Raw genomic sequence first — 19126 nt, forward strand, 5'->3', positions numbered from 1 at the left:
TGCATGAGGGATCGATGACCATGAAAAACCTGCTGCAGCAATTCCTTGAAGACGAAACGGGCGCCACGGCCGTCGAATATGGCCTGATCGTCGTGGTGTTGTCGCTCGCCATCATCGCCGGGGTCAAACAGGCGGCCGACGGGCTCGTGTGGTTGTTCAGCGACAACAACAGCAAGCTCGCCAACGCCTTCGCTCATTGAACGGATAACGGGCGCGGTCAGTTCTTCGGCGGGGTCTCCAGGATCGCCTTCAGCGAAACTTTGGCCGATCCGGGCTTGAGCGGCTTCTGCTGCGAGGCGTCCGGGGCCCAGCCGGACATCCAGACAATCGAAAAACTTGCCCGGATACGGCCGTCCGGATCCGAGAACCGCTCGGCATAGATTTCGGCGGCGCGGGCAAACAGGCGCCTGCTGGCCGGCCGGCGGCTGCGATCGAGAAGCGCGCTGGTTTCGCCCATGGCGCGCAGATCGGCGGCAAGATCGAACAGCGTATCGTAGCGCACCACGACCGTTTCGACATCGGCGACAGGCAACGCCAGGCCGGCGCGTTGCAACAGCGCGCCCGCGTCGCGCACGTCGGTGAAGGGAAGGATGCGCGGGCCCGCGCCGCCGTAAAGCTCCGTCTCGGCCGCGAGCATGCTCTCGCGCAATTCCGCCAGTGTGCCCGCGCCCGCGAGAGCGCCGAGGAACAGGCCGTCCGGTCGCAGCGACCGGCGGATTTGCGCGAGCATGCCGGGAATGTCGTTCATCGCATGCAACGAGAGCAGGGAGACGACGAGATCGAGGCTGCTCTCCTCGAACGGCACGGTCTCCGCCGGCGCCACCAGGCCGGGATTGCCGGCCAGAAACGCTTCGTCCATCTCGACGCGCACGATCTCGCCCGCCTTGCCGCTGCCGGCAAGCACGTCCGCCGCCGCCGATGTCTGGCAGAACAGCGCGGCCGCCTTGCCGAAGCGGCGTTCGACAGCGCCCAGCCGGTCGGCAAGATCCTCCGCCGCACGCCGCATCAGGAAATCGGCGCCTTCGACGGGGCGGGCGAGAGCCCTGCGCTTGCGCGCGAGCCAGAGCTCGGTGTCGATCAAGGGCTGCAATGAAAAGCTTCCTGTTGTCCGCGCATGCCGGAGTGGTGTTAAGGTGGCGCGGGGATTTCCTTTCACGTGGCCGATCCGGTGCACAAGATCAAGACCATAGCGGTCCAGGATATGACGCGGCAGGCGCTTGCCTGGCCGGCGCGCCTGTTGTTCCCGCCGGTTTGCGCAGGCTGCCGTCGCCATGTGTCGCAGCCTGGTGTCTTGTGCGGCGCCTGCTGGCCGAAGCTGAGGCTCTTGGAAAAACCCTGGTGCCCGGTGATGGGCACGCCCTTCACCCATGATATGGGCGAGGGGTTTCTTTCCGCCGAGGCGATCGCCGATCCGCCGCCCTTCGAGCGGGCGCGGGCGGCTGTCATCTATTCGGGCGTCGCGCGGCAGATGGTGCAGGGGCTGAAATATCAGGATCGAACCGATCTCGCGCCCTGGATGGCGAACTGGATGATGCGCGCCGGCGCGGAGCTGATCGCGGAGGCCGACCTCGTCGTGCCGGTGCCGTTGCATTGGCGGCGCTTCTTCCGGCGCCAGTTCAACCAGTCGGCGGAGCTCGGACGGGCCGTTGCAAAGCTCGGCGGGTTGCCCTTCTCGCCGTCCGCGATCAGGCGCGTGAAGCTGACGCGCCAGCAGGTCGGGCTCGAACGGCACGAGCGCGAGGAGAATGTGCGCGCCGCTTTCCGTGTGCCATCGGAGGCCGAAATCGAGATAGCGGGGCGCCGGGTGCTCGTGGTCGACGATGTCTACACCACCGGCGCCACGGTGCGGGCGGTCGCCAAGGCGCTGAAGAGGGGTGGCGCCGGAGCGGTCGACATCCTCACTTTCGCCCGCGTCCTGCCTGGGGACTTTCGGCCCGATGAGTCCGCGACTATATAGGTTTGAGTTTGTTGTTTGCCGCATGTCGCTTTCGTACCTGATTGGACGGCATGCATGAGGACTGCCGGCCAATGGCTGATGTGACGATCTATACCCGCATGATGTGCGGCTACTGCAGCGCCGCCAAGCGGCTGCTCGACCGCAAGGGGGTGGCCTATACCGAGCACGATGCCTCGTTCTCGCCGGAACTACGCCAGGAAATGATCTCCAAGGCGCATGGGCGAGCGACCTTTCCGCAGATTTTCATCGGCGACACGCATGTCGGCGGCTGCGACGACCTCCACGAGCTGGAGTCGCAGGGCCGGCTGGACACGATGCTCGCCAACGGGAGATGATCATGGGTAGTTTCAAGGTCGCCGCCGTGCAGATACGTTCGGGCACCAGCCCGGAGCGCAACGCCGCCGACATGGAGATCCTGGTCCGCCAGGCTGCCGGCCAGGGCGCCACCTACATCCAGACGCCGGAAATGACCGGAGCGCTGGTGCGCGACAAGGAAGCCGGCGCGGCTGCTTTCACCACCGAGGACAAGGATGTGATCGTCGCCACCGCGCGCAGGCTGGCGAAGGAGCTCGGCATCTACCTGCATATCGGCTCGACGGCCATTCGCCGCGCCGACGGCAAGCTCGCCAACCGCGCGTTCCTGTTTTCGCCCGACGGCGCCCAGATTGCCGGCTATGACAAGATCCACATGTTCGATGTCGATCTCGACAATGGCGAGAGCTGGCGCGAATCCGCGTCCTACGAGCCGGGAACGGAAGCGACCGTGACCGATATCAACGGGACGAAGCTTGGCTTTGCCGTCTGCTACGACCTGCGCTTCCCGCAACTGTTCCGCGCCGAGGCGATGGCCGGGGCCGAGGTGCTGACGGTGCCCGCCGCCTTCACGCGCCAGACGGGCGAGGCGCACTGGCATGTGCTGCTGCGCGCCCGCGCCATCGAGAACGGCGCCTATGTCATCGCCGCCGCGCAAGGCGGCCTGCATGAGGACGGGCGCGAGACCTATGGCCACTCGCTGATCGTCGATCCGTGGGGGCGCATCGTCGCCGAGGCCGCGCATAACGAGCCCGGTGTGATCGTCGCCGAGATCGATCCGGCCCAGTCGCTGGCCGCGCGCCGCAAGATCCCCAATCTGAAGAATGCGCGGGATTTCACCGTCAATGCCGGGACAAGCGAAGCGCCGCGTCTCAGAGGTGCAGCCTCTTGATCCGTTTTTCCCTGATCTGCGAGCACGAGCACGAGTTCGAGGCGTGGTTCCGCAGCAATGACGACTTCGACACCCAGAAGAAGCGCGGCTTCGTCGATTGCCCGAGCTGCGGCTCGCGCAAGGTCGAGAAGGCGCTGATGGCGCCCGCCGTCTCCACCTCCCGTAGCCAGGAGAAGGTTGCTTTGGCCATGGGCGAGGCGCAGAAGCAGGCGCTGGCGCAGCTCAAGGCTCTGGCCGAGAAGGTGCGCGAGAATGCCGATTACGTCGGCGACAAATTCGCCGAGGAAGCGCGCAAGATCCATTTCGGCGAGACCGATCCGCGCGGCATCTACGGCGAAGCGACGCCCGAAGAGGCGCAGAGCCTCGCCGACGACGGCGTGGAGTTCATGCCGATCCCGAGCTTCCCGGACGACCGCAACTGAGTTCCGAAAATGCCTTGGGCCGTAGCCTGTCGGCAACGGCGGCGGGCGCGCCGTCGCGCGCGGCGGCCGGCAGGCCGACCGGTGGCAATGCCGCGCCTATACCTTCGTATATCCCGCCTATACCACTGCCAAATTGACCGCCTGATCGCGTGGTGACAGAAGGTTCGTGCCTTCGCGACAAGCGATCGCTCACTGGAACAAGAAACGATGGACAGCTACCCGAGTAGCTGTCCGGTCAGGGCTTTTGCCCATGGCCGGACGGCTGCACCCCTAAACCGGATCGCTCCTGGCGCCGCCTGCCAGGCGAGCCCCGAACGGGCCTAGCTCGTCTTCGGCTCGCCGCAGGACCGCCACGGGCGGCTCCTGGAGGTGAGTCATGAACAAGATCGTCATCTTCCGCGGGAAGAACGCAGTGCCCGCCCCTGGCAAGGCTGCGGCCTGGCCTCCGGCCGGCGCGCGCGTCCTGCAGTTCCGTCCCAGGCCGCCGCGCCGCGCATCGAACGCCGTGGTGCGCGCTATCTGGCATCGCGATTCCAGGACCGGGCGGCTCGAATGCCGCTGGGTGCCGGGGCATGGCGCCGCGTCCGAAAATGGTGCGAGACCCGGCCTCGTCGTGGAGCGCGTCGTTGCCGGCGCGTCATCGCGCCGTTCGCCGTCTCTGTCGCGCTGAGGTCCCGCCATGGTGTTCCTTCCTCAAGACCGTCCGGGCCAGGGCGCCGTTGCGGCATTCGTTCGTTCCCGTCTCCTGCCAAACAGCTACGATGTCGTCGCTTTCGCCCTGGTGATCGCGACAATCGCGCTCGTGCTGCGGGGGTCGCATGAGATGCGGGCCTCGCTCGACGCGCTGTCGACGGCGCCGGTCTCGCTCGACATCGGCCATCTGCCCGAATATGCCCTGCGCACGACGCTCAGGATGTTCGCGGCGATCATCGCCTCGCTGATCTTCACCTTCGTGGTGGCGACGCTCGCCGCGAAGAGCCGCCGGGCCGAGCTGGTGATCATCCCCGCGCTCGACATCCTGCAGTCGGTGCCGGTGCTCGGCTTCCTGACCTTCACCGTCACCTTCTTCATCGGGCTGTTTCCGGGCAGCCAGCTCGGCGCCGAATGCGCCTCGATCTTCGCGATCTTCACCGCCCAGGCCTGGAACATGGCCTTTTCGTTCTATCAATCGCTGCGAACGGTGCCGAACGACCTCGACGAGGTGAGTCGTGGCTACGGTCTCTCCGCATGGCAGCGCTTCTGGCGGCTCGAGGCGCCGTTCGCGGCGCCCGGCCTGATCTGGAACACGATGATGTCGATGTCAGGCGGCTGGTTCTTCGTCGTCGCTTCGGAGGCGATCACCGTCGGCAACACGACCGTCCAGCTTCCGGGTATCGGGTCGTATCTGGCGCTGGCCATCGACCAGAAGAATTTCGTGGCCGTCGCGTGGGCGGTGGCTGCAATGGCCGTCCTAATCCTGCTCTACGACCAGCTTTTGTTCCGGCCGATCGTCGCCTGGGCGGAGAAGTTCCGCTTCGAGCAGACGGCGAGCCAGGACAAGCCCCGCTCCTGGGTCTACAGCATGATGATCCGCACCCGGCTGATGAAACGGTTGATCATCCCCTTCGGCTGGGCCTGGGACCGCCTGATGCTCGTCCGTCTCGATGCGGGAAGCATGCAGGCCCGATCGACTGGCACCGGCCGCGTGAGCCGTACCATCGACCGGGTTTGGCTGGTGCTGGTTCTGGCCGTAACGGCGTGGGGCGTGTGGATCGCTTTCGACTATATGCGCCAGACCCTGTCGTGGAGCGATGCGGGGGAGGCGTTCGGTGGCGGCCTGGTCACGCTGCTGCGCGTCATCATCCTGATCGCGGTCGCCAGCGTCATCTGGGTGCCTATCGGCGTCTGGATCGGGCTCAGGCCGGCCGTCGCCGAACGGGTCCAGCCGCTGGCGCAGTTCCTGGCGGCTTTCCCCGCCAACGTGCTGTTTCCTTTTGCGGTCGTCGCAATCGTGGCCACCGGCGTCAACCCCAACATCTGGCTCTCGCCGCTGATGGTGCTCGGAACGCAGTGGTACATCCTGTTCAACGTGATTGCCGGTGCGACCGCCTTTCCCACCGACCTCAAGGAAGCGGCGTCAGTCTACCAGATACGTTCGTGGACATGGTGGCGGCGTGTCATCCTGCCCGGGATCTTCCCATACTACGTCACGGGCGCCATCACCGCTTCCGGCGGCTCGTGGAACGCGAGCATCGTCGCTGAAGTGGCGAGCTGGGGCAACACCAAGCTCGAGGCCTATGGTCTCGGCGCCTATATCGCCAAGGCGACGGAAGCCGGCGATTTCCCGCGTGTCGTGCTCGGCATTGCCGTGATGTCGCTCTTCGTCACCCTTTTCAACCGCACCCTGTGGCGCCCGCTCTACGTCTATGCAGAGCGCCGGCTGCGCCTCGATTGACCCGTCCGGAGGACAGATCATGGATATCATCGCCAACAACACACCGCTTGTCAGCGTGAAGGGCGTCAGGCAGGCCTATGACAACGGCGCCTCGGGCCAACTGGTCGTGCTCGACAATGTCGACCTCACCCTGCGTCCGGCCGAGATCGTCGGCCTGCTCGGCCGCTCCGGCTCCGGCAAATCGACGCTGCTGAGGACCATCGCCGGCCTGATCCGCCCGACCGAAGGCTCGGTCGCCTTCGAGGGCCAACCGGTCACGGGACCGCGCTCGGGCATCGCCGTCGTCTTCCAGAGCTTTGCGCTGTTTCCCTGGCTGACCGTGCTGGAGAATGTCGAGCTAGGGCTGGAGGCGCAGGGCGTCATTGCGGCGGAAAGGCGCAAGCGCGCGCTTGCGGCGATCGACCTGATCGGACTTGACGGCTACGAGAACGCGTATCCGAAGGAGCTCTCGGGCGGAATGCGCCAGAGGGTCGGTCTGGCTCGCGCGCTGGTCGTCCATCCAAAGCTCCTCCTGATGGATGAGCCATTCTCGGCGCTCGACGTGCTGACCGCCGAGACGCTGCGCACCGACCTGCTCGATCTCTGGTGCGAAGGGCGCATGCCCATCGAAGCCATCCTGATGGTGACGCACAACATCGAGGAGGCGGTATTGATGTGCGATCGCATCCTGATCTTCGGCTCCAATCCCGGCCATGTCATCGGCGAGATCCGGGTCGAGTTGCCGCAGCCGCGCAACCGTCTCGATCCGGCCTTCCGGGCGCTCGTCGAGGATATTTATGCCCGCATGACGACGAAGACCGGAGCGACGGCCCCGGCGCGGGAAGGCCTCTTCCCCGGCACCGGTATCGCCATGGTGCTGCCGAGGGTCTCCACCAACGAACTGTCGGGCCTTATCGAGACCGTTGCAGCCAAGCCTTATGACGGCAAGGCTGATCTGCCGCCGCTCGCCGCCGATCTCAGGCTCGACATCGACGACCTCTTCCCGGTTGCCGAAACGCTGCAGCTGTTGCGATTTGCCGAATTGGAAGGCGGCGACCTTCGTCTGACCTCCGCCGGCAAGCGCTTTGCCGAAAGCGAGGTCGACGAGCGCAAACGCCTCTTCGCGCAGCAGCTGGCGACCTATGTGCCCTTGGCCGCGCATATCCGCCGCATTCTCGACGAGCGGCCGAGCCACAAGGCGCCGGCCCGGCGTTTCCGCGACGAGCTCGAGGATTACATGTCCGAGGACTACGCCGCGGACACGATCAAGGCGATCATCAGCCTGGCGCGCTACGCTGAGTACTTCGCCTATGACGAGGAAGCCGACCTGTTCACGCTCGAGAACCCGAGCTGAGCCGCGGCAGCCATTGTCTCGGAAGATCGGCCGCCCCGCGGCCGCAGGGCGGCGCTCCACGGTGCTTCGCCCGCCGCGTCAGGAGGGGCGCTCGATGCATCGGCCGCTCTTGCCGATGAAGGCATGGAGATTTTCCCATGGTCCGGCACTATCGAGAGGACTTCGAAACGGAACCTTCGTCGCGTCGCCGACACGCGAAGAGACCCGATTTGTCGACGCCATGGCAGAGGGAGCTCCGCCGGTTGTCGCTAAGCGCGGCCTTCACAGCTGCCCGCGCTTCGCTGTGGCTGGCGCAATTGCTCTCACATGTGGCGGCAGTGCTCCTGCAACGAGATTTCTTGCCGTTGACGTTGGTCCGCTGGATGTTACGGGCATCCTATGCTTTCACGCGTCTCTCCTTTCGCATCGTTCGGCACTGCACGAGAGGAAGATCGAGGCGCTAGGCATATGCGCAACCCGAGAAGTCGAATGATTGGGAAATAAGATGAAACGCGAGTCTGACGGCGTTCACCTTGAAAAGCCCCTGCTGTGGTCAGCGATAGCCGTGCTCGTCGCCGGGATATTCGTTGCCGACACCGTCACCAGTCTGGAGGTTGCGGTGGCGGTGCTCTACGTCGTGGTCATCCTGCTCTCGGTTTGGACCGGCAGCCCGCGCGCCATTATGCTGGTTGGAGCCGCTTGTGGCATCCTGACCATCGTGAGCTATCTACTGACCAGTTTTGGAGATCGGAATTCCGGGCTGGCCAACAGCGTGCTGAGTCTGGTTGCGATCGGCGCCACCACTTACCTGGCGCTCAGAATCGAGGCCGCCAACCTGGCGACGAGGCAGGCGCAAGCTGACCTTGCCCGCATGTCGCGCGTGATCCTGATCGGCGAGCTTGGCACCTCGATCGCTCACGAGGTAAGCCAGCCGCTGGCCGCGATCGTTGCCAACGGCAATGCCGCGATCCGATGGCTTGGCGCTTCGCCACCGAACGGGGGCGAGGCGCGAAAGGCGCTCGAACGGATCGTGGAAGCAGCCGGTCGCGCCGGTGATGTGATTGGCCGTGTGCGCGGCCTGGCCGCGCGCAAACCGCCGTCCCGGGAACCGGTTGACCTGGCCGAACTGGTTCAGGAGACGCTCGGACTCGCGCTCGGCGAGATACGCGGAAGCCAAATCACATTGCGGACCGAGTTGACGAATCTGCCAATGGTGTCGGCCGATCGTATCCAACTGCAACAGGTGATCCTCAACTTCATTGCCAATGCGATCGACGCCGTCAAAGCCGACCGCTCCAGCGAACGCGACCTGCTGGTCAGCCTCGCGACAGACGGCGAGAAGATCACGTTCAGCGTGCGCGACAATGGAGTGGGGCTTCCGCAGGGCTCTCTCGACAAGGTCTTCGACCCTTTCTTTTCCACCAAGCCAGGCGGCATGGGCGTCGGGCTTGCGATCAGCCGCTCAATCGTTGAGGCACATGGGGGCGCGGTCTATGCGGCGCCCAACTATCCGAACGGCGCCGTGTTCGGCTTCACGCTGCCGATCCGCGAGGCGAGGAGCTGATCCGGTGCTGGAGCAGAGCGCGACGATCTATGTGGTCGATGACGACCCGCTGGTGCGCGACGGGTTGGACAGTCTCTTGCGTTCGGTCGGTTACGAGGTTTGCACTTTCGCTTCTGTCGACGAGTTTGCCCGGCACCCTCGCGCCGATGCGCCGTCCTGCCTTGTGCTCGACGTGCGCATGCCGGGTCCGAGCGGGCTGGATTTCCAGGCGCAGCTGGCCAAGAGCGGCGATGCCATTCCGGTCATTTTCCTGACGGGCCACGGCGACGTGCCCATGTCGGTGCAGGCTATCAAGGCCGGAGCGGTGGAGTTCCTGCTGAAGCCCTTTCGCGAGCAGGACCTGCTCGACGCCATTCGGGCGGGGCTCGCAAAGGATCGTGCGCATCGCCTCGACGCCGGGCTCATGGCCGAGCTTCTAGACCGGTTCGCCACGCTCAATGCGCGCGAGCGCGAGGTGATGGCCCTCGTCGTTACCGGGTTGCTCAACAAGCAGATCGCCGGCGAACTCGGCGTCAGCGAGATCACGGTGAAGGTCAATCGCGCGCAGGTCATGCGCAAGATGAAGGCCGCCACGCTGCCCGACCTGATCAGGATGGCCGACCGGCTGGGGCTTGCCGCGAACCGCCAAGTCAAAGACTGACGATCAGTTTTTCCAGGAGCTTCGCCAGCATTTCCCGATCCTCGCGCGTCAACCCCGCGAGGATTTCATGCTCGTTGGCGACGTGGGCGGTGAGCGCCTCGTCGATGAGCTCGCGGCCTTTCGCGGTGAGCTCGACGACAACGCCTCGCCGGTCGCTGGGGTGCGGCGCGCGTCGTGTCAGCCCGGCCTTTTCTAGGCGGTCGAGGCGGGCGGTCATGGCGCCCGACGTCACCATCGTCGCCTCGTAGAGTTCGGTCGGTGTCAGCGCATGGGGCGCGCCCGATCGGCGCAATGTCGCCAGCACGTCGAATTCGCCCGCCTGCAGTCCAAAGCGGGCGAAGACCGGCGCGAGCCGGTCCCGGGCGATCAGCGCCGAAACCTCGTTGAGCCGCCCGATGACGCCCATCGGCGACACATCGAGATCCGGCCGCTCCCGTCGCCACTGTTCCATGGCTCTGCTCGCTCGGTCCATGTCGCTCACCATAAAGTATCTTGACATAAAGAATCTTTACGCTATCTTATCGCAATAAGGACAGGCCGCCAAGCGGTCACGCAGCGACAGGACAGCCCGATGAAATTTCTCTGGGATTCGGCGATCGGCCTTCTGGTGGTGACCGGCGGCCTGCTTGGCATGACGCTGCCGTTCGGCAAGCTTGCGACCGCGGCCGGGGTGCCGGCGATGGTCTGGGCCTTCGTCATTTCGCTGGGCGCCGGCGGCGTGCTGCTCTTGGCGCTCCTCTTGCGCGGCGAACGCATCCGGCTGACCCCGCACAAGCTGCGCTATTTCTTCGTTACCGCGGCGATTTCCTATGCCATTCCCAATCTCTTGATGTTCTCGGCCATCCCGCATCTCGGCGCCGGCTACACCGGCATCATGTTCACGCTGTCGCCAGTCATCACGCTGGTGTTTTCGATCCTGCTTGGTGTCCGGCGTCCCAATCTGCTTGGCGTCATCGGCATCGTCGTCGGCTTCGTCGGCGCGGTGATGGTCGCGCTCACCCGCGGCGAGGCCGGCCAGCCGGCCGATTATTTCTGGGTGGCGATCGGCCTGCTCATCCCGGTCAGCCTTGCCGCCGGCAACATCTACCGCACCGTCGACTGGCCGGAAGGCACCGGGCCCATCGAACTGGCGGTCGGCAGCCATCTGGCCTCGGCCACGCTCCTCATCATCGGCATTCTGGCGCTTCTGGGCGGGCAGGCCTTCGTCCCGCTCGGCGGTGTGCCGCTGGTGGTGGTCGGCCAAGTGGCGTCGGCCTCGGCGATGTTCGGCTTCTTCTTCCGCCTGCAGGCGGTCGGCGGCCCGGTCTATCTCAGCCAGATCGGCTATGTGGCGGCAGCCGTCGGTCTGTTCGCCGGCACGCTGTTCCTCGGCGAGCATTACCAGCTTCTGACCTGGCTGGGCGCCGCCATCATCACCGCGGGCGTCTTCATCACGACCAAGGCGCAAAGCCAGGCCGGCGCGCCTGCGCTGGTTCGGATCGAGCCGGCGGCGTCCCGCAGCTAGAGAGGGACATCCGCATCGCACTGGCCGCAATGCAGTCGGCGGCTTAAGGCGCGTCGCGATCTTTCAGTTTCGCTCCATGCGCTTTAGGTTTGATCTTATGCATGCCTTTATCCCGAAACCGGCTCCCACGTCCGGGAGACGTGCTTAAGAAACAGAGGAGGCGGCAATGCCCAACGCAGAAGGCCCGGTCAGCGTCGCGGATTTTCGCGCCGCCATGCGGCTCATCGTCGGCAATGTCAGCGTCATCACCGCCGGCGTCGGCGACGACCGCACCGGCCTCGTCGTGATTTCCGTGGTGTTGCTGTCAGGGGAGCCGCCGAAGGTGATCGCCTGCGTCAACCGCTCCTCGTCGACCTGGCCGATCATCGAGCGCTACCGGCATTTCGGCGTCAATTCGCTCGGGCCTCAGCATCAGCGGGTGGCCGAGCGGTTCTCCGGCTTCGGCGGCATCAAAGGCAAGGACCGCTACGAGGGCGCCGAATGGACGACGCTGAAGACGGGCGCATCGCTGCTTGCCGATGCGGTGGCTGCCTTCGACTGCAGCCTCGACGAGATGATCGACCGCGGCGCGCACTCGATCGTCCTCGGCTCGGTCGAAGCTGTGAGGACCAAGGACGCCGGCCAGGCGCTGATCTACTGGCAGGGAGGTTATCGGCCGCTCGAAGCGTAGGGAGTGCCGATATTCAGGTGATGCCGGCCTGCAAATTGTGATTTCCTGCGCTTCCGGCCTTCGCCGGACGAAGCACTCATGGGCGGCGGCGTGGAAGTTAGGGCTACGGCCGGCGTAGGCCGGTTCTCGGAAGCCACCCAGTTTGGTCGCTTCGCGCCCGTCTTCGACTCCGACTCGGCCTGACCTGAATCTCAGCACTCCCTTCCCGGGAGGGGTGCATCAAGCCGAAGCCTTCTCGGCCAGCACCATGTAGTTGACGTCCATGTCCCTGGACTTCTGCCAGCGGTCGGCCAGCGGATGATAGATGACGCCGGTGCAGTCGATCACCGTGAGCCCGGCGGCGCCCAACGCCTTTCCAAGTTCCTCCGGCCGCACCAGCTTGCCGAACTGGTGCGTGCCGCGCGGCAGCCAGCGCAGAACATATTCGGCGCCGATAATGGCAAGGCCGAGCGCTTTCAGCGTGCGGTTGATGGTGGCGACGAACATGATGCCGCCGGGGCGGACCATCTGGCCGCATTTGGCGACGAACAGGTCGACATCGGCGACATGCTCGACCACTTCCATGTTGAGGATGACGTCGAAGGTTTCGCCGGCATCGGCCAGCGCCTCGGCTGTGGTGGCGCGATAATCGACGCTGACGCCAGCTTCCGCCGCATGCAGCCTGGCCACTTCGATGTTGGTCGAGGAAGCGTCGGCGCCGACGACATCGGCGCCAAGCCGGGCCATCGGCTCGCACAGCAAGCCGCCGCCGCAACCGATGTCGAGGAAGCGCAGGCCCTCGAAAGGCCGGGCCGCGCGCGGATCGCGGCCGAAACGCGCCGCCACCTGGTCGCGGATATAGGCAAGCCGCACCGGGTTGAACTTGTGCAGCGGACGGAACTTGCCGTTCGGGTTCCACCATTCGGCGGCAAGAGCGGAGAAGCGCTCGACTTCTCCGGCATCGATAGTCGATCGGCGGGGTTCTGGCATGGGCGGGTCTCCTCGAACGACAAGAAATCGGGGAACGCTAGGAAGTCGGGTCCTGGCTCGAGAAAGTCAAGGCAGTTCTCGACTATCCTGGCCTGTGGCGCAGCGCCGCCTGAACTTCCTACGCCTTGTGGTGGCAAAGCTCAGAGGTGCGCCTGACGCGACAGCGCGATCGTCGCATGGTTCATGTCGACGCTGGCGGGCTCGATCGCCTGTATGGCCGCGCTGTTGCCGATCTCGGCCATGATGCGGCCGGCTGCCGCCCGGGCCTGTTCCATGCTTTGCCAGCGCACGACGTCCACCCAGCTTCCGTCCTCGAGCCTGCCGAGATGCCTTCCCAGAAAGCCCGGTTGCCGGGCGAGCCAGTCGGTCATGATCCCATTGCTGGCGACAAAGCCGGCTTCGGCGCCGGGTTTGAGGCGGAAGGTGACGATTTCAAGGGTCTCGGTCATGAGAATCTCCAAAGGCCGGTTTTTGGTCGCCTTATGGCATGATCGGCGACAGGAATCCGTCAGGATAAGCGGTGCCGGGGCGCTTACAGCCGCACTCGCTTGCGAAGCCTTGCTGTTTTGGCTAAGGAGGCCGCGCATTTCCGCGCTTGGTTGCCCAGGCGTTTTCTCCCGTTCCGGCCTTGAGCCGGCTTCAGTCAAAGGCATTTCGCTTCCATGGCGCGTATCGTGATGAAATTCGGCGGAACCTCGGTCGCCGACATCGCCCGCATCCGCAATGTGGCGCGCCATGTCAAACGCGAGGTCGATGCCGGTCACGAGGTTGCCGTGGTGGTCTCGGCCATGGCCGGCAAAACCAACGAGCTGGTCGCCTGGACGCGCGAAGCCTCGCCCATGCACGATGCGCGCGAATATGACGCCGTTGTCGCTTCGGGCGAGCAGGTCACCGCCGGTCTTCTGGCGATCACGCTGCAAAATATGGGCATTCATGCACGATCCTGGCAGGGCTGGCAGATCCCGATCAAGACGGACAATGCGCATGGCGCGGCGCGCATCCTCGACATCGACGGCGCCTTCCTGATCAAGCGTTTCGGCGAGGGCCAGGTGGCGGTGATCGCCGGCTTCCAGGGCATCGGGCCGGACAACCGCATCGCCACGCTCGGCCGCGGCGGCTCCGACACCAGCGCCGTGGCGATCGCCGCGGCGGTCAAGGCCGACCGCTGCGACATCTACACCGATGTCGACGGCGTCTACACGACAGACCCGCGCATCGAGCCGAAAGCCCGGCGCCTGGCCAAGATTTCCTTCGAGGAAATGCTCGAAATGGCCTCGCTCGGCGCCAAGGTGCTGCAGGTACGCTCGGTCGAGCTTGCCATGGTACACAGGGTGCGTACCTTCGTGCGGTCGTCCTTCGACGATCCCGATGCGCCCGGAATGGGGGATTTGCTCAATCCGCCCGGAACGCTCATTTGCGACGAGGAAGAGATCGTGGAACAGCAGGTCGTCACCGGAATTGCCTACGCCAAGGACGAAGCGCAGATTTCGCTGCGCCGCGTCGGCGACCGCCCAGGCGTCGCCGCCGGCATCTTCGGGCCGCTGGCCGAGGCCAACATCAATGTCGACATGATCGTCCAGAACATCTCCGAGGACGGCAAACTCACCGATATGACCTTCACCGTGCCGTCCGGCGACGTCGACAAGGCGCTTGCCGTGCTGGAGAAGCTGAAACCCGAAGTCGGCTATGATGTCGTGCAGTCGGAAGCCGGCATGTCGAAGGTCTCGGTCATCGGCATCGGCATGAGGAGCCACGCCGGCGTCGCGGCCACCGCCTTCAAGGCGCTGGCCGACAAGGCGATCAACATCCGCGCCATCACCACGTCCGAGATCAAAATCTCGATACTGATCGACGGTCCCTATACGGAACTGGCGGTTCGCACTTTGCATTCCGTCTACGGTCTGGATAAGCAATAGCAAGAACTGAGTCAGTTGTTGCGTGAACGCCGGCCGCGGGAGAAACTGCGGCGGGCGAATGCCCATTGGAGAACAAGCCGCGATGCGTGATACGGCCAGTGGCCCGCGCGTTCTGCTCAAACGGCTTCGCGAGCTCATGCAGGAGCCGCTGGAGCCGCAGGAGCGGCTCGACCGCATCGTGCGCGACATCGCCTCCAACATGGTCGCCGAAGTCTGCTCGCTTTATGTGCTGCGCGCGGACTCGGTGCTCGAGCTCTACGCCACCGAGGGTCTGAACCCCAACGCCGTCCACTTGGCGCAGCTCAGGCTCGGGCAGGGCCTGGTCGGCACGATTGCCGCCAGCGCGCGGCCGCTCAACCTTTCCAACGCGCAGGAGCATCCGGCCTTCGCCTACCTGCCGGAGACCGGCGAAGAGATCTACAATTCCTTCCTCGGCGTGCCGGTGCTGAGGGCAGGGCGCACGCTGGGCGTGCTGGTGGTGCAGAACAAGACCATGCGCCACTACCGCGACGACGAGGTCGAGGCGCTGGAAACCACGGCGATGGTGATCGCCGAGATGATCGCGACCGGCGACCTCGCGCGCCTCACCCGGCCGGGGCTGGAGCTCGACCTCAGCCGTCCGGCAAGCTTCACCGGCCTTTCCTTCAACGAGGGCGTCGGGCTCGGCCATGTCGTGCTGCATGAGCCGCGCATCGTCGTCACCAACCTCTTCAACGAGGACAGCGAGGAGGAGGTCCGCCGGCTGCAGTCCTCCCTCGGCTCGCTCCGGCTCTCCATCGACGACATGCTGGAGCGGCGCGAGGTCGCCTTCGAGGGCGAGCACCGCGAGGTGCTCGAGGCCTACCGCATGTTCGCCAATGACAGCGGTTGGGTGCGCCGGCTGGAAGAGGCGATCCGCAACGGCCTGACCGCGGAGGCCGCGGTCGAGAAGGTGCAGAGCGACATGCGCGCCCGCATGCTGCACATGACCGACCCTTATCTGCGTGAGCGGATGAGCGATTTCGACGACCTCGCCAACCGATTGCTGCGCCAGCTGATGGGGCGCGGCCCGGAGGATGTCGCGGCCTCGCTGCCCAAGGACGCCATCATCGTCGCCCGCTCGATGGGCGCGGCCGAGCTGCTCGACTATCCGCGCGACAAGCTGCGCGGCCTGGTGCTGGAGGACGGTGCCGCCACCAGCCATGTCGTCATCGTCGCGCGCGCCATGGGCATTCCAGTGGCCGGACAGATGAAGGGCGCCGTTTCCATGGCGGAAAACGGCGACGCCATCATCGTCGACGGCGAGGAAGGCACCATCCACCTGCGGCCGCAGTCGGACCTCGAGGCCGCCTATGCCGAAAAAGTCCGGTTCCGGGCGCGGCGCCAGGAAGTCTACCGGGAGCTGCGCAAGAAGCCGTCGCTGACCAAGGATGGCGTTCCGGTCGATCTCCTGATGAATGCGGGTCTTGCCGTCGACCTGCCGCAGCTGACCGAATCGGGCGCCGCCGGCATCGGGCTGTTCCGCACCGAACTGCAATTCATGGTCGCCTCGACCTTCCCGCGCGCCGAGGCGCAGGAGCGGCTTTACCGCGATGTGCTCGACGCCGCGCGCGGCAAGCCTGTCACCTTCCGCACCATCGACATCGGCGGCGACAAGGTGCTGCCTTACTTCAAGGGCGCGATCCAGGAAGAGAATCCGGCGCTGGGCTGGCGGGCGATCCGGCTGACGCTCGATCGCCCCGGCCTGCTCAGGACGCAGATCCGGGCGCTGCTGAAGGCCTGCGGCGGCCGTGAGCTGAAGCTGATGCTGCCGATGGTGACGGAGCTGTCGGAGATCGCGCAAGCGCGCGAGATCATCGACCGCGAGGTCCGGCATCTGTCGCGCTTCGCGCATCATCTGCCCACCAGCCTCAAGCTCGGCGCGATGCTGGAAGTGCCGTCGCTGTTGTTTCAGCTCGACGAATTGATGAAGGCGGTGGATTTCGTCTCGGTCGGTTCCAACGATCTGTTCCAGTTCATCATGGCCGTCGATCGCGGCAACACCCAGCTCGCCGACCGCTTCGACAGTCTGTCGACGCCGTTCCTTCGGGTGCTGAAGACGATCGCCGATGCCGGCGCGCGCAACAACACGCCGGTGACGCTCTGCGGCGAACTTGCCGGCAAACCGATCTCGGCGATGGCGCTGATCGGCCTGGGCTTCCGCTCTATCTCGATGTCGCCGGCGTCGATCGGTCCGGTCAAGGCGATGCTGACCGAGCTGCCGCTGCAGGAGCTGAAAGACTTCTTCAAGGACAATCTGATGGCGCCCAGCCAGGGAACGCCGATGCGGGCCTTGCTTCAAGCGTTCGCCGACGATCGTTCAATTCCGCTATAGCACGCCATTATGATCAACCTGCCTCGCGACCGCATGGATCAAGTCGTCAAGCGTTTCGACATGCTCGAAGCGCAGATGTCGGCCGGACCCGCTGCCGATCAATATGTGAAGATGGCCTCGGAATATGCCGACATCCAGGAGATGGTGGGCAAGATCCGGGCGTTGCGCGCCGCCGAGCAGGAACAGGCCGATCTTGAGGCGATGCTGGCCGACAAGGCAACCGACGCCGACATGCGGGCGCTGGCCGAGGCGGACCTGCCGGAGGTCGAGAGCCGCATCGAGGCGCTGCAGAAGGACATCCAGATCCTGCTGCTGCCAAAGGACGCCGCCGACGAAAGGAACGCCATCCTCGAAATCCGCGCCGGCACGGGCGGCGACGAGGCGGCCTTGTTCGCCGGCGATCTGTTCCGCATGTATGAGCGCTATGCCGCCGCGCGCGGCTGGCGCTTCGAGGTGGTATCGGCCAGCGATGGCGAGGTCGGTGGCTACAAGGAAATCATCGCCTCGGTGTCGGGCAAGGGCGTGTTCGCGCATCTGAAGTTCGAATCCGGCGTGCACCGCGTCCAGCGCGTGCCGGAAACCGAAGCCGGTGGGCGCATCCACACCTCGGCGGCGACAGTCGCCGTGCTGCCCGAGGCCGAGGAGGTCGATATCGAGATCCGGGCGGAGGATATCCGCATCGACACGATGCGCGCCTCGGGCTCCGGCGGCCAGCACGTCAACACCACCGATTCGGCGGTTCGCATCACCCATCTGCCGACCGGCATCATGGTGGTGCAGGCGGAGAAGTCGCAGCATCAGAACCGGGCGCGCGCCATGCAGATCCTGCGCGCGCGGCTCTATGATCTCGAGCGCAGCCGGGCCGACGAGGAGCGTTCGTCGTCGCGCAAATCGCAGGTCGGCTCGGGCGACCGGTCGGAGCGCATCCGCACCTATAATTTCCCGCAGGGACGCGTCACCGACCACCGCATCAACCTCACGCTTTACAAGCTCGACCGGGTGATGATGGGTGAGCTCGACGAGGTGATCGACGCGTTGATCGCCGACCATCAGTCGAAGCTGTTAGCCGATATGAGCCTCGATGGCTGATCGACTGCCCGCCGCGCTCGGGCCGCTGCTCAGGGCGGCGCGCGAGCGTCTAGCCGCCGCCGGTATCGACGATCCGGCGCTCGATTCCCGGCTGATCGTGGAACATTTCTCCGGCACGACCCGGACCCAGGCGATTGCCGAGCCTGGGCACGAGGTGGGTTCGGCGACGCTTTCGGCTGTTGAAGCGGCCCTGAGGCGTCGCGTCGCAGGCGAGCCCGTGCACCGTATCCTAGGCTACCGCGAATTCTACGGTTTGCGGCTGTCGCTTTCGCCGGAGACGCTGGAGCCGCGGCCGGACACCGAGACGCTGGTCGACGCTGTCCTGCCCTTCGCCCGGGCAACAGCCGAAAGGCTTGGCGAATGCCGTATCCTCGATCTTGGCACGGGCACCGGCGCCATCGCGCTGGCGCTGCTCAGCGCCGTTCCGGCGGCCACCGCGACAGGCGTCGACATTTCGGCCGACGCGTTGGCGACAGCTGCCGGAAACGCCCGGGATCTGGGGCTCGGCGAGCGCTTCAAAGCCTTGCATTCGAACTGGTTCGAAAAAGTTTCGGGCCGCTACCATGTAATTGCCTCGAACCCTCCCTATATACCCACTGGAGAGATCGGAAATCTGCAGGACGAGGTCCGCGATTTCGACCCGCACCGGGCCCTGGGCGGCGGCGCGGATGGTTTAGGCCCCTACAGGGTCATCGCCGCCGAGGCGGCAGGATTTCTGGAAACGCAAGGCAAGGTAGCGGTCGAGATCGGCCACACGCAGAAAAACGAGGTCAGCGGGATTTTCGCGGCAGCCGGCTACAGGCTTGCCGGAGCCCATCCGGACCTTGGCGGCAATGACAGAGTTCTGGTGTTCGAGCGTTGAAAGCCCTGATGCAGTGCGAAAAAACCGCTTGGCAATACCGGGGAATGCAGTTAGGGTCCGGCTCAACCGGATGAGACGAAGCAGGCAGTGCTCCCAGCGATTCGGTTTTCCTTGGAAATAGCTGCCTTCTTGCGCAAAACGACGCCCAAGCTTCGTGCGGGAATCATCCGGCAAGTGATGTAACCGGAACAGGATGGCACGTGGCGCCAACGCAATTGATGCGGGCGAAC

Annotated in this window: 20 protein-coding genes; 16 read left to right on the forward strand and 4 right to left on the reverse strand. The window is 65.2% G+C overall.

Annotation, left to right across the window (positions count from 1 at the left end; genetic code table 11):
• Positions 1-20: 20 nt before the first annotated feature.
• The gene (locus tag RFM41_RS21970) at positions 21-200 is read left to right on the forward strand and encodes a Flp family type IVb pilin (protein ID WP_320251051.1); all 180 of its coding nucleotides are present in this window, start codon (positions 21-23) and stop codon (positions 198-200) included.
• A gap of 17 nt (positions 201-217) precedes the next feature.
• Here RFM41_RS21970 and RFM41_RS21975 read toward each other — a convergent pair whose 3' ends face one another.
• Positions 218-1090: a methyltransferase domain-containing protein gene (locus RFM41_RS21975; RefSeq protein ID WP_320250990.1), complete on the reverse strand. Its 873-nt coding sequence runs from the start codon at positions 1088-1090 to the stop codon at positions 218-220.
• 66 nt (positions 1091-1156) lie between these two features.
• Here RFM41_RS21975 and RFM41_RS21980 point away from each other — a divergent pair, with 66 nt between their 5' ends.
• From RFM41_RS21980 to RFM41_RS22020, 9 genes are all read left to right on the forward strand, one after another.
• Positions 1157-1957, forward strand: a complete 801-nt coding sequence (locus RFM41_RS21980) for a ComF family protein (protein ID WP_320250992.1) — start codon at positions 1157-1159, stop codon at positions 1955-1957.
• 71 nt (positions 1958-2028) lie between these two features.
• Positions 2029-2292, forward strand: coding sequence for a glutaredoxin 3 (gene grxC / locus RFM41_RS21985; RefSeq protein WP_320250994.1), 264 nt, complete (start codon positions 2029-2031; stop codon positions 2290-2292).
• 2 nt (positions 2293-2294) lie between these two features.
• Positions 2295-3161, forward strand: a complete 867-nt coding sequence (locus tag RFM41_RS21990; protein WP_320250995.1) for a carbon-nitrogen hydrolase family protein — start codon at positions 2295-2297, stop codon at positions 3159-3161.
• Positions 3158-3583 carry a DUF1178 family protein gene (locus tag RFM41_RS21995; RefSeq protein ID WP_320250997.1) on the forward strand — a complete coding sequence of 142 codons (426 nt, stop codon included), beginning with the start codon at positions 3158-3160 and terminating at the stop codon, positions 3581-3583. Before RFM41_RS21990 ends, RFM41_RS21995 begins: the two co-directional genes overlap by 4 nt.
• 376 nt (positions 3584-3959) lie before the next feature.
• A complete protein-coding gene (locus RFM41_RS22000) occupies positions 3960-4253 on the forward strand; it encodes a hypothetical protein (RefSeq protein WP_320250999.1) in 294 nt (97 codons plus the stop codon).
• A gap of 9 nt (positions 4254-4262) precedes the next feature.
• Positions 4263-6017 carry an ABC transporter permease gene (locus tag RFM41_RS22005; protein WP_320251001.1) on the forward strand — a complete coding sequence of 585 codons (1755 nt, stop codon included), beginning with the start codon at positions 4263-4265 and terminating at the stop codon, positions 6015-6017.
• Positions 6018-6036: 19 nt separating this feature from the next.
• The gene (locus RFM41_RS22010; protein ID WP_320251003.1) at positions 6037-7350 is read left to right on the forward strand and encodes an ABC transporter ATP-binding protein; all 1314 of its coding nucleotides are present in this window, start codon (positions 6037-6039) and stop codon (positions 7348-7350) included.
• A 484-nt stretch (positions 7351-7834) separates the two neighbouring features.
• Complete coding sequence (locus tag RFM41_RS22015; protein ID WP_320251005.1) at positions 7835-8893, forward strand: sensor histidine kinase; 1059 nt, start codon at positions 7835-7837, stop codon at positions 8891-8893.
• Between the two features lie 4 nt (positions 8894-8897).
• On the forward strand, positions 8898-9533 hold the full coding sequence (locus RFM41_RS22020) for a response regulator transcription factor (protein ID WP_320251007.1): 636 nt from the start codon (positions 8898-8900) through the stop codon (positions 9531-9533).
• Here the strand turns inward: RFM41_RS22020 and RFM41_RS22025 are convergent.
• Positions 9523-10005 (reverse strand): MarR family winged helix-turn-helix transcriptional regulator, encoded by a 483-nt coding sequence (locus RFM41_RS22025; RefSeq protein WP_320251009.1) that lies wholly within the window; start codon positions 10003-10005, stop codon positions 9523-9525. The genes RFM41_RS22020 and RFM41_RS22025 overlap by 11 nt on opposite strands.
• A gap of 99 nt (positions 10006-10104) precedes the next feature.
• Here RFM41_RS22025 and RFM41_RS22030 point away from each other — a divergent pair, with 99 nt between their 5' ends.
• Positions 10105-11037 (forward strand): DMT family transporter, encoded by a 933-nt coding sequence (locus tag RFM41_RS22030; protein WP_320251010.1) that lies wholly within the window; start codon positions 10105-10107, stop codon positions 11035-11037.
• A gap of 166 nt (positions 11038-11203) precedes the next feature.
• The gene (locus RFM41_RS22035) at positions 11204-11707 is read left to right on the forward strand and encodes a flavin reductase family protein (protein WP_320251012.1); all 504 of its coding nucleotides are present in this window, start codon (positions 11204-11206) and stop codon (positions 11705-11707) included.
• Positions 11708-11926: 219 nt separating this feature from the next.
• On the opposite strand, the gene ubiG is transcribed toward RFM41_RS22035, so the two are convergent.
• Positions 11927-12676: a bifunctional 2-polyprenyl-6-hydroxyphenol methylase/3-demethylubiquinol 3-O-methyltransferase UbiG gene (gene ubiG / locus RFM41_RS22040; protein WP_320251014.1), complete on the reverse strand. Its 750-nt coding sequence runs from the start codon at positions 12674-12676 to the stop codon at positions 11927-11929.
• Positions 12677-12816: 140 nt separating this feature from the next.
• Positions 12817-13125, reverse strand: a complete 309-nt coding sequence (locus RFM41_RS22045; protein WP_320251016.1) for a hypothetical protein — start codon at positions 13123-13125, stop codon at positions 12817-12819.
• 213 nt (positions 13126-13338) lie between these two features.
• Here RFM41_RS22045 and RFM41_RS22050 point away from each other — a divergent pair, with 213 nt between their 5' ends.
• The 4 genes from RFM41_RS22050 (at position 13339) to prmC (ending at position 18896) form a co-directional block, all read left to right on the forward strand.
• On the forward strand, positions 13339-14592 hold the full coding sequence (locus tag RFM41_RS22050; protein WP_320251018.1) for an aspartate kinase: 1254 nt from the start codon (positions 13339-13341) through the stop codon (positions 14590-14592).
• Between the two features lie 82 nt (positions 14593-14674).
• The gene (gene ptsP / locus RFM41_RS22055; RefSeq protein ID WP_320251020.1) at positions 14675-16945 is read left to right on the forward strand and encodes a phosphoenolpyruvate--protein phosphotransferase; all 2271 of its coding nucleotides are present in this window, start codon (positions 14675-14677) and stop codon (positions 16943-16945) included.
• A gap of 9 nt (positions 16946-16954) precedes the next feature.
• Positions 16955-18034 carry a peptide chain release factor 1 gene (gene prfA, locus RFM41_RS22060; protein ID WP_320251023.1) on the forward strand — a complete coding sequence of 360 codons (1080 nt, stop codon included), beginning with the start codon at positions 16955-16957 and terminating at the stop codon, positions 18032-18034.
• Positions 18027-18896, forward strand: coding sequence for a peptide chain release factor N(5)-glutamine methyltransferase (gene prmC / locus RFM41_RS22065; RefSeq protein ID WP_320251024.1), 870 nt, complete (start codon positions 18027-18029; stop codon positions 18894-18896). Before prfA ends, prmC begins: the two co-directional genes overlap by 8 nt.
• Positions 18897-19126: the final 230 nt, after the last annotated feature.

This window comes from Mesorhizobium vachelliae (assembly GCF_033977325.1).
Lineage (GTDB): Bacteria > Pseudomonadota > Alphaproteobacteria > Rhizobiales > Rhizobiaceae > Mesorhizobium > Mesorhizobium vachelliae.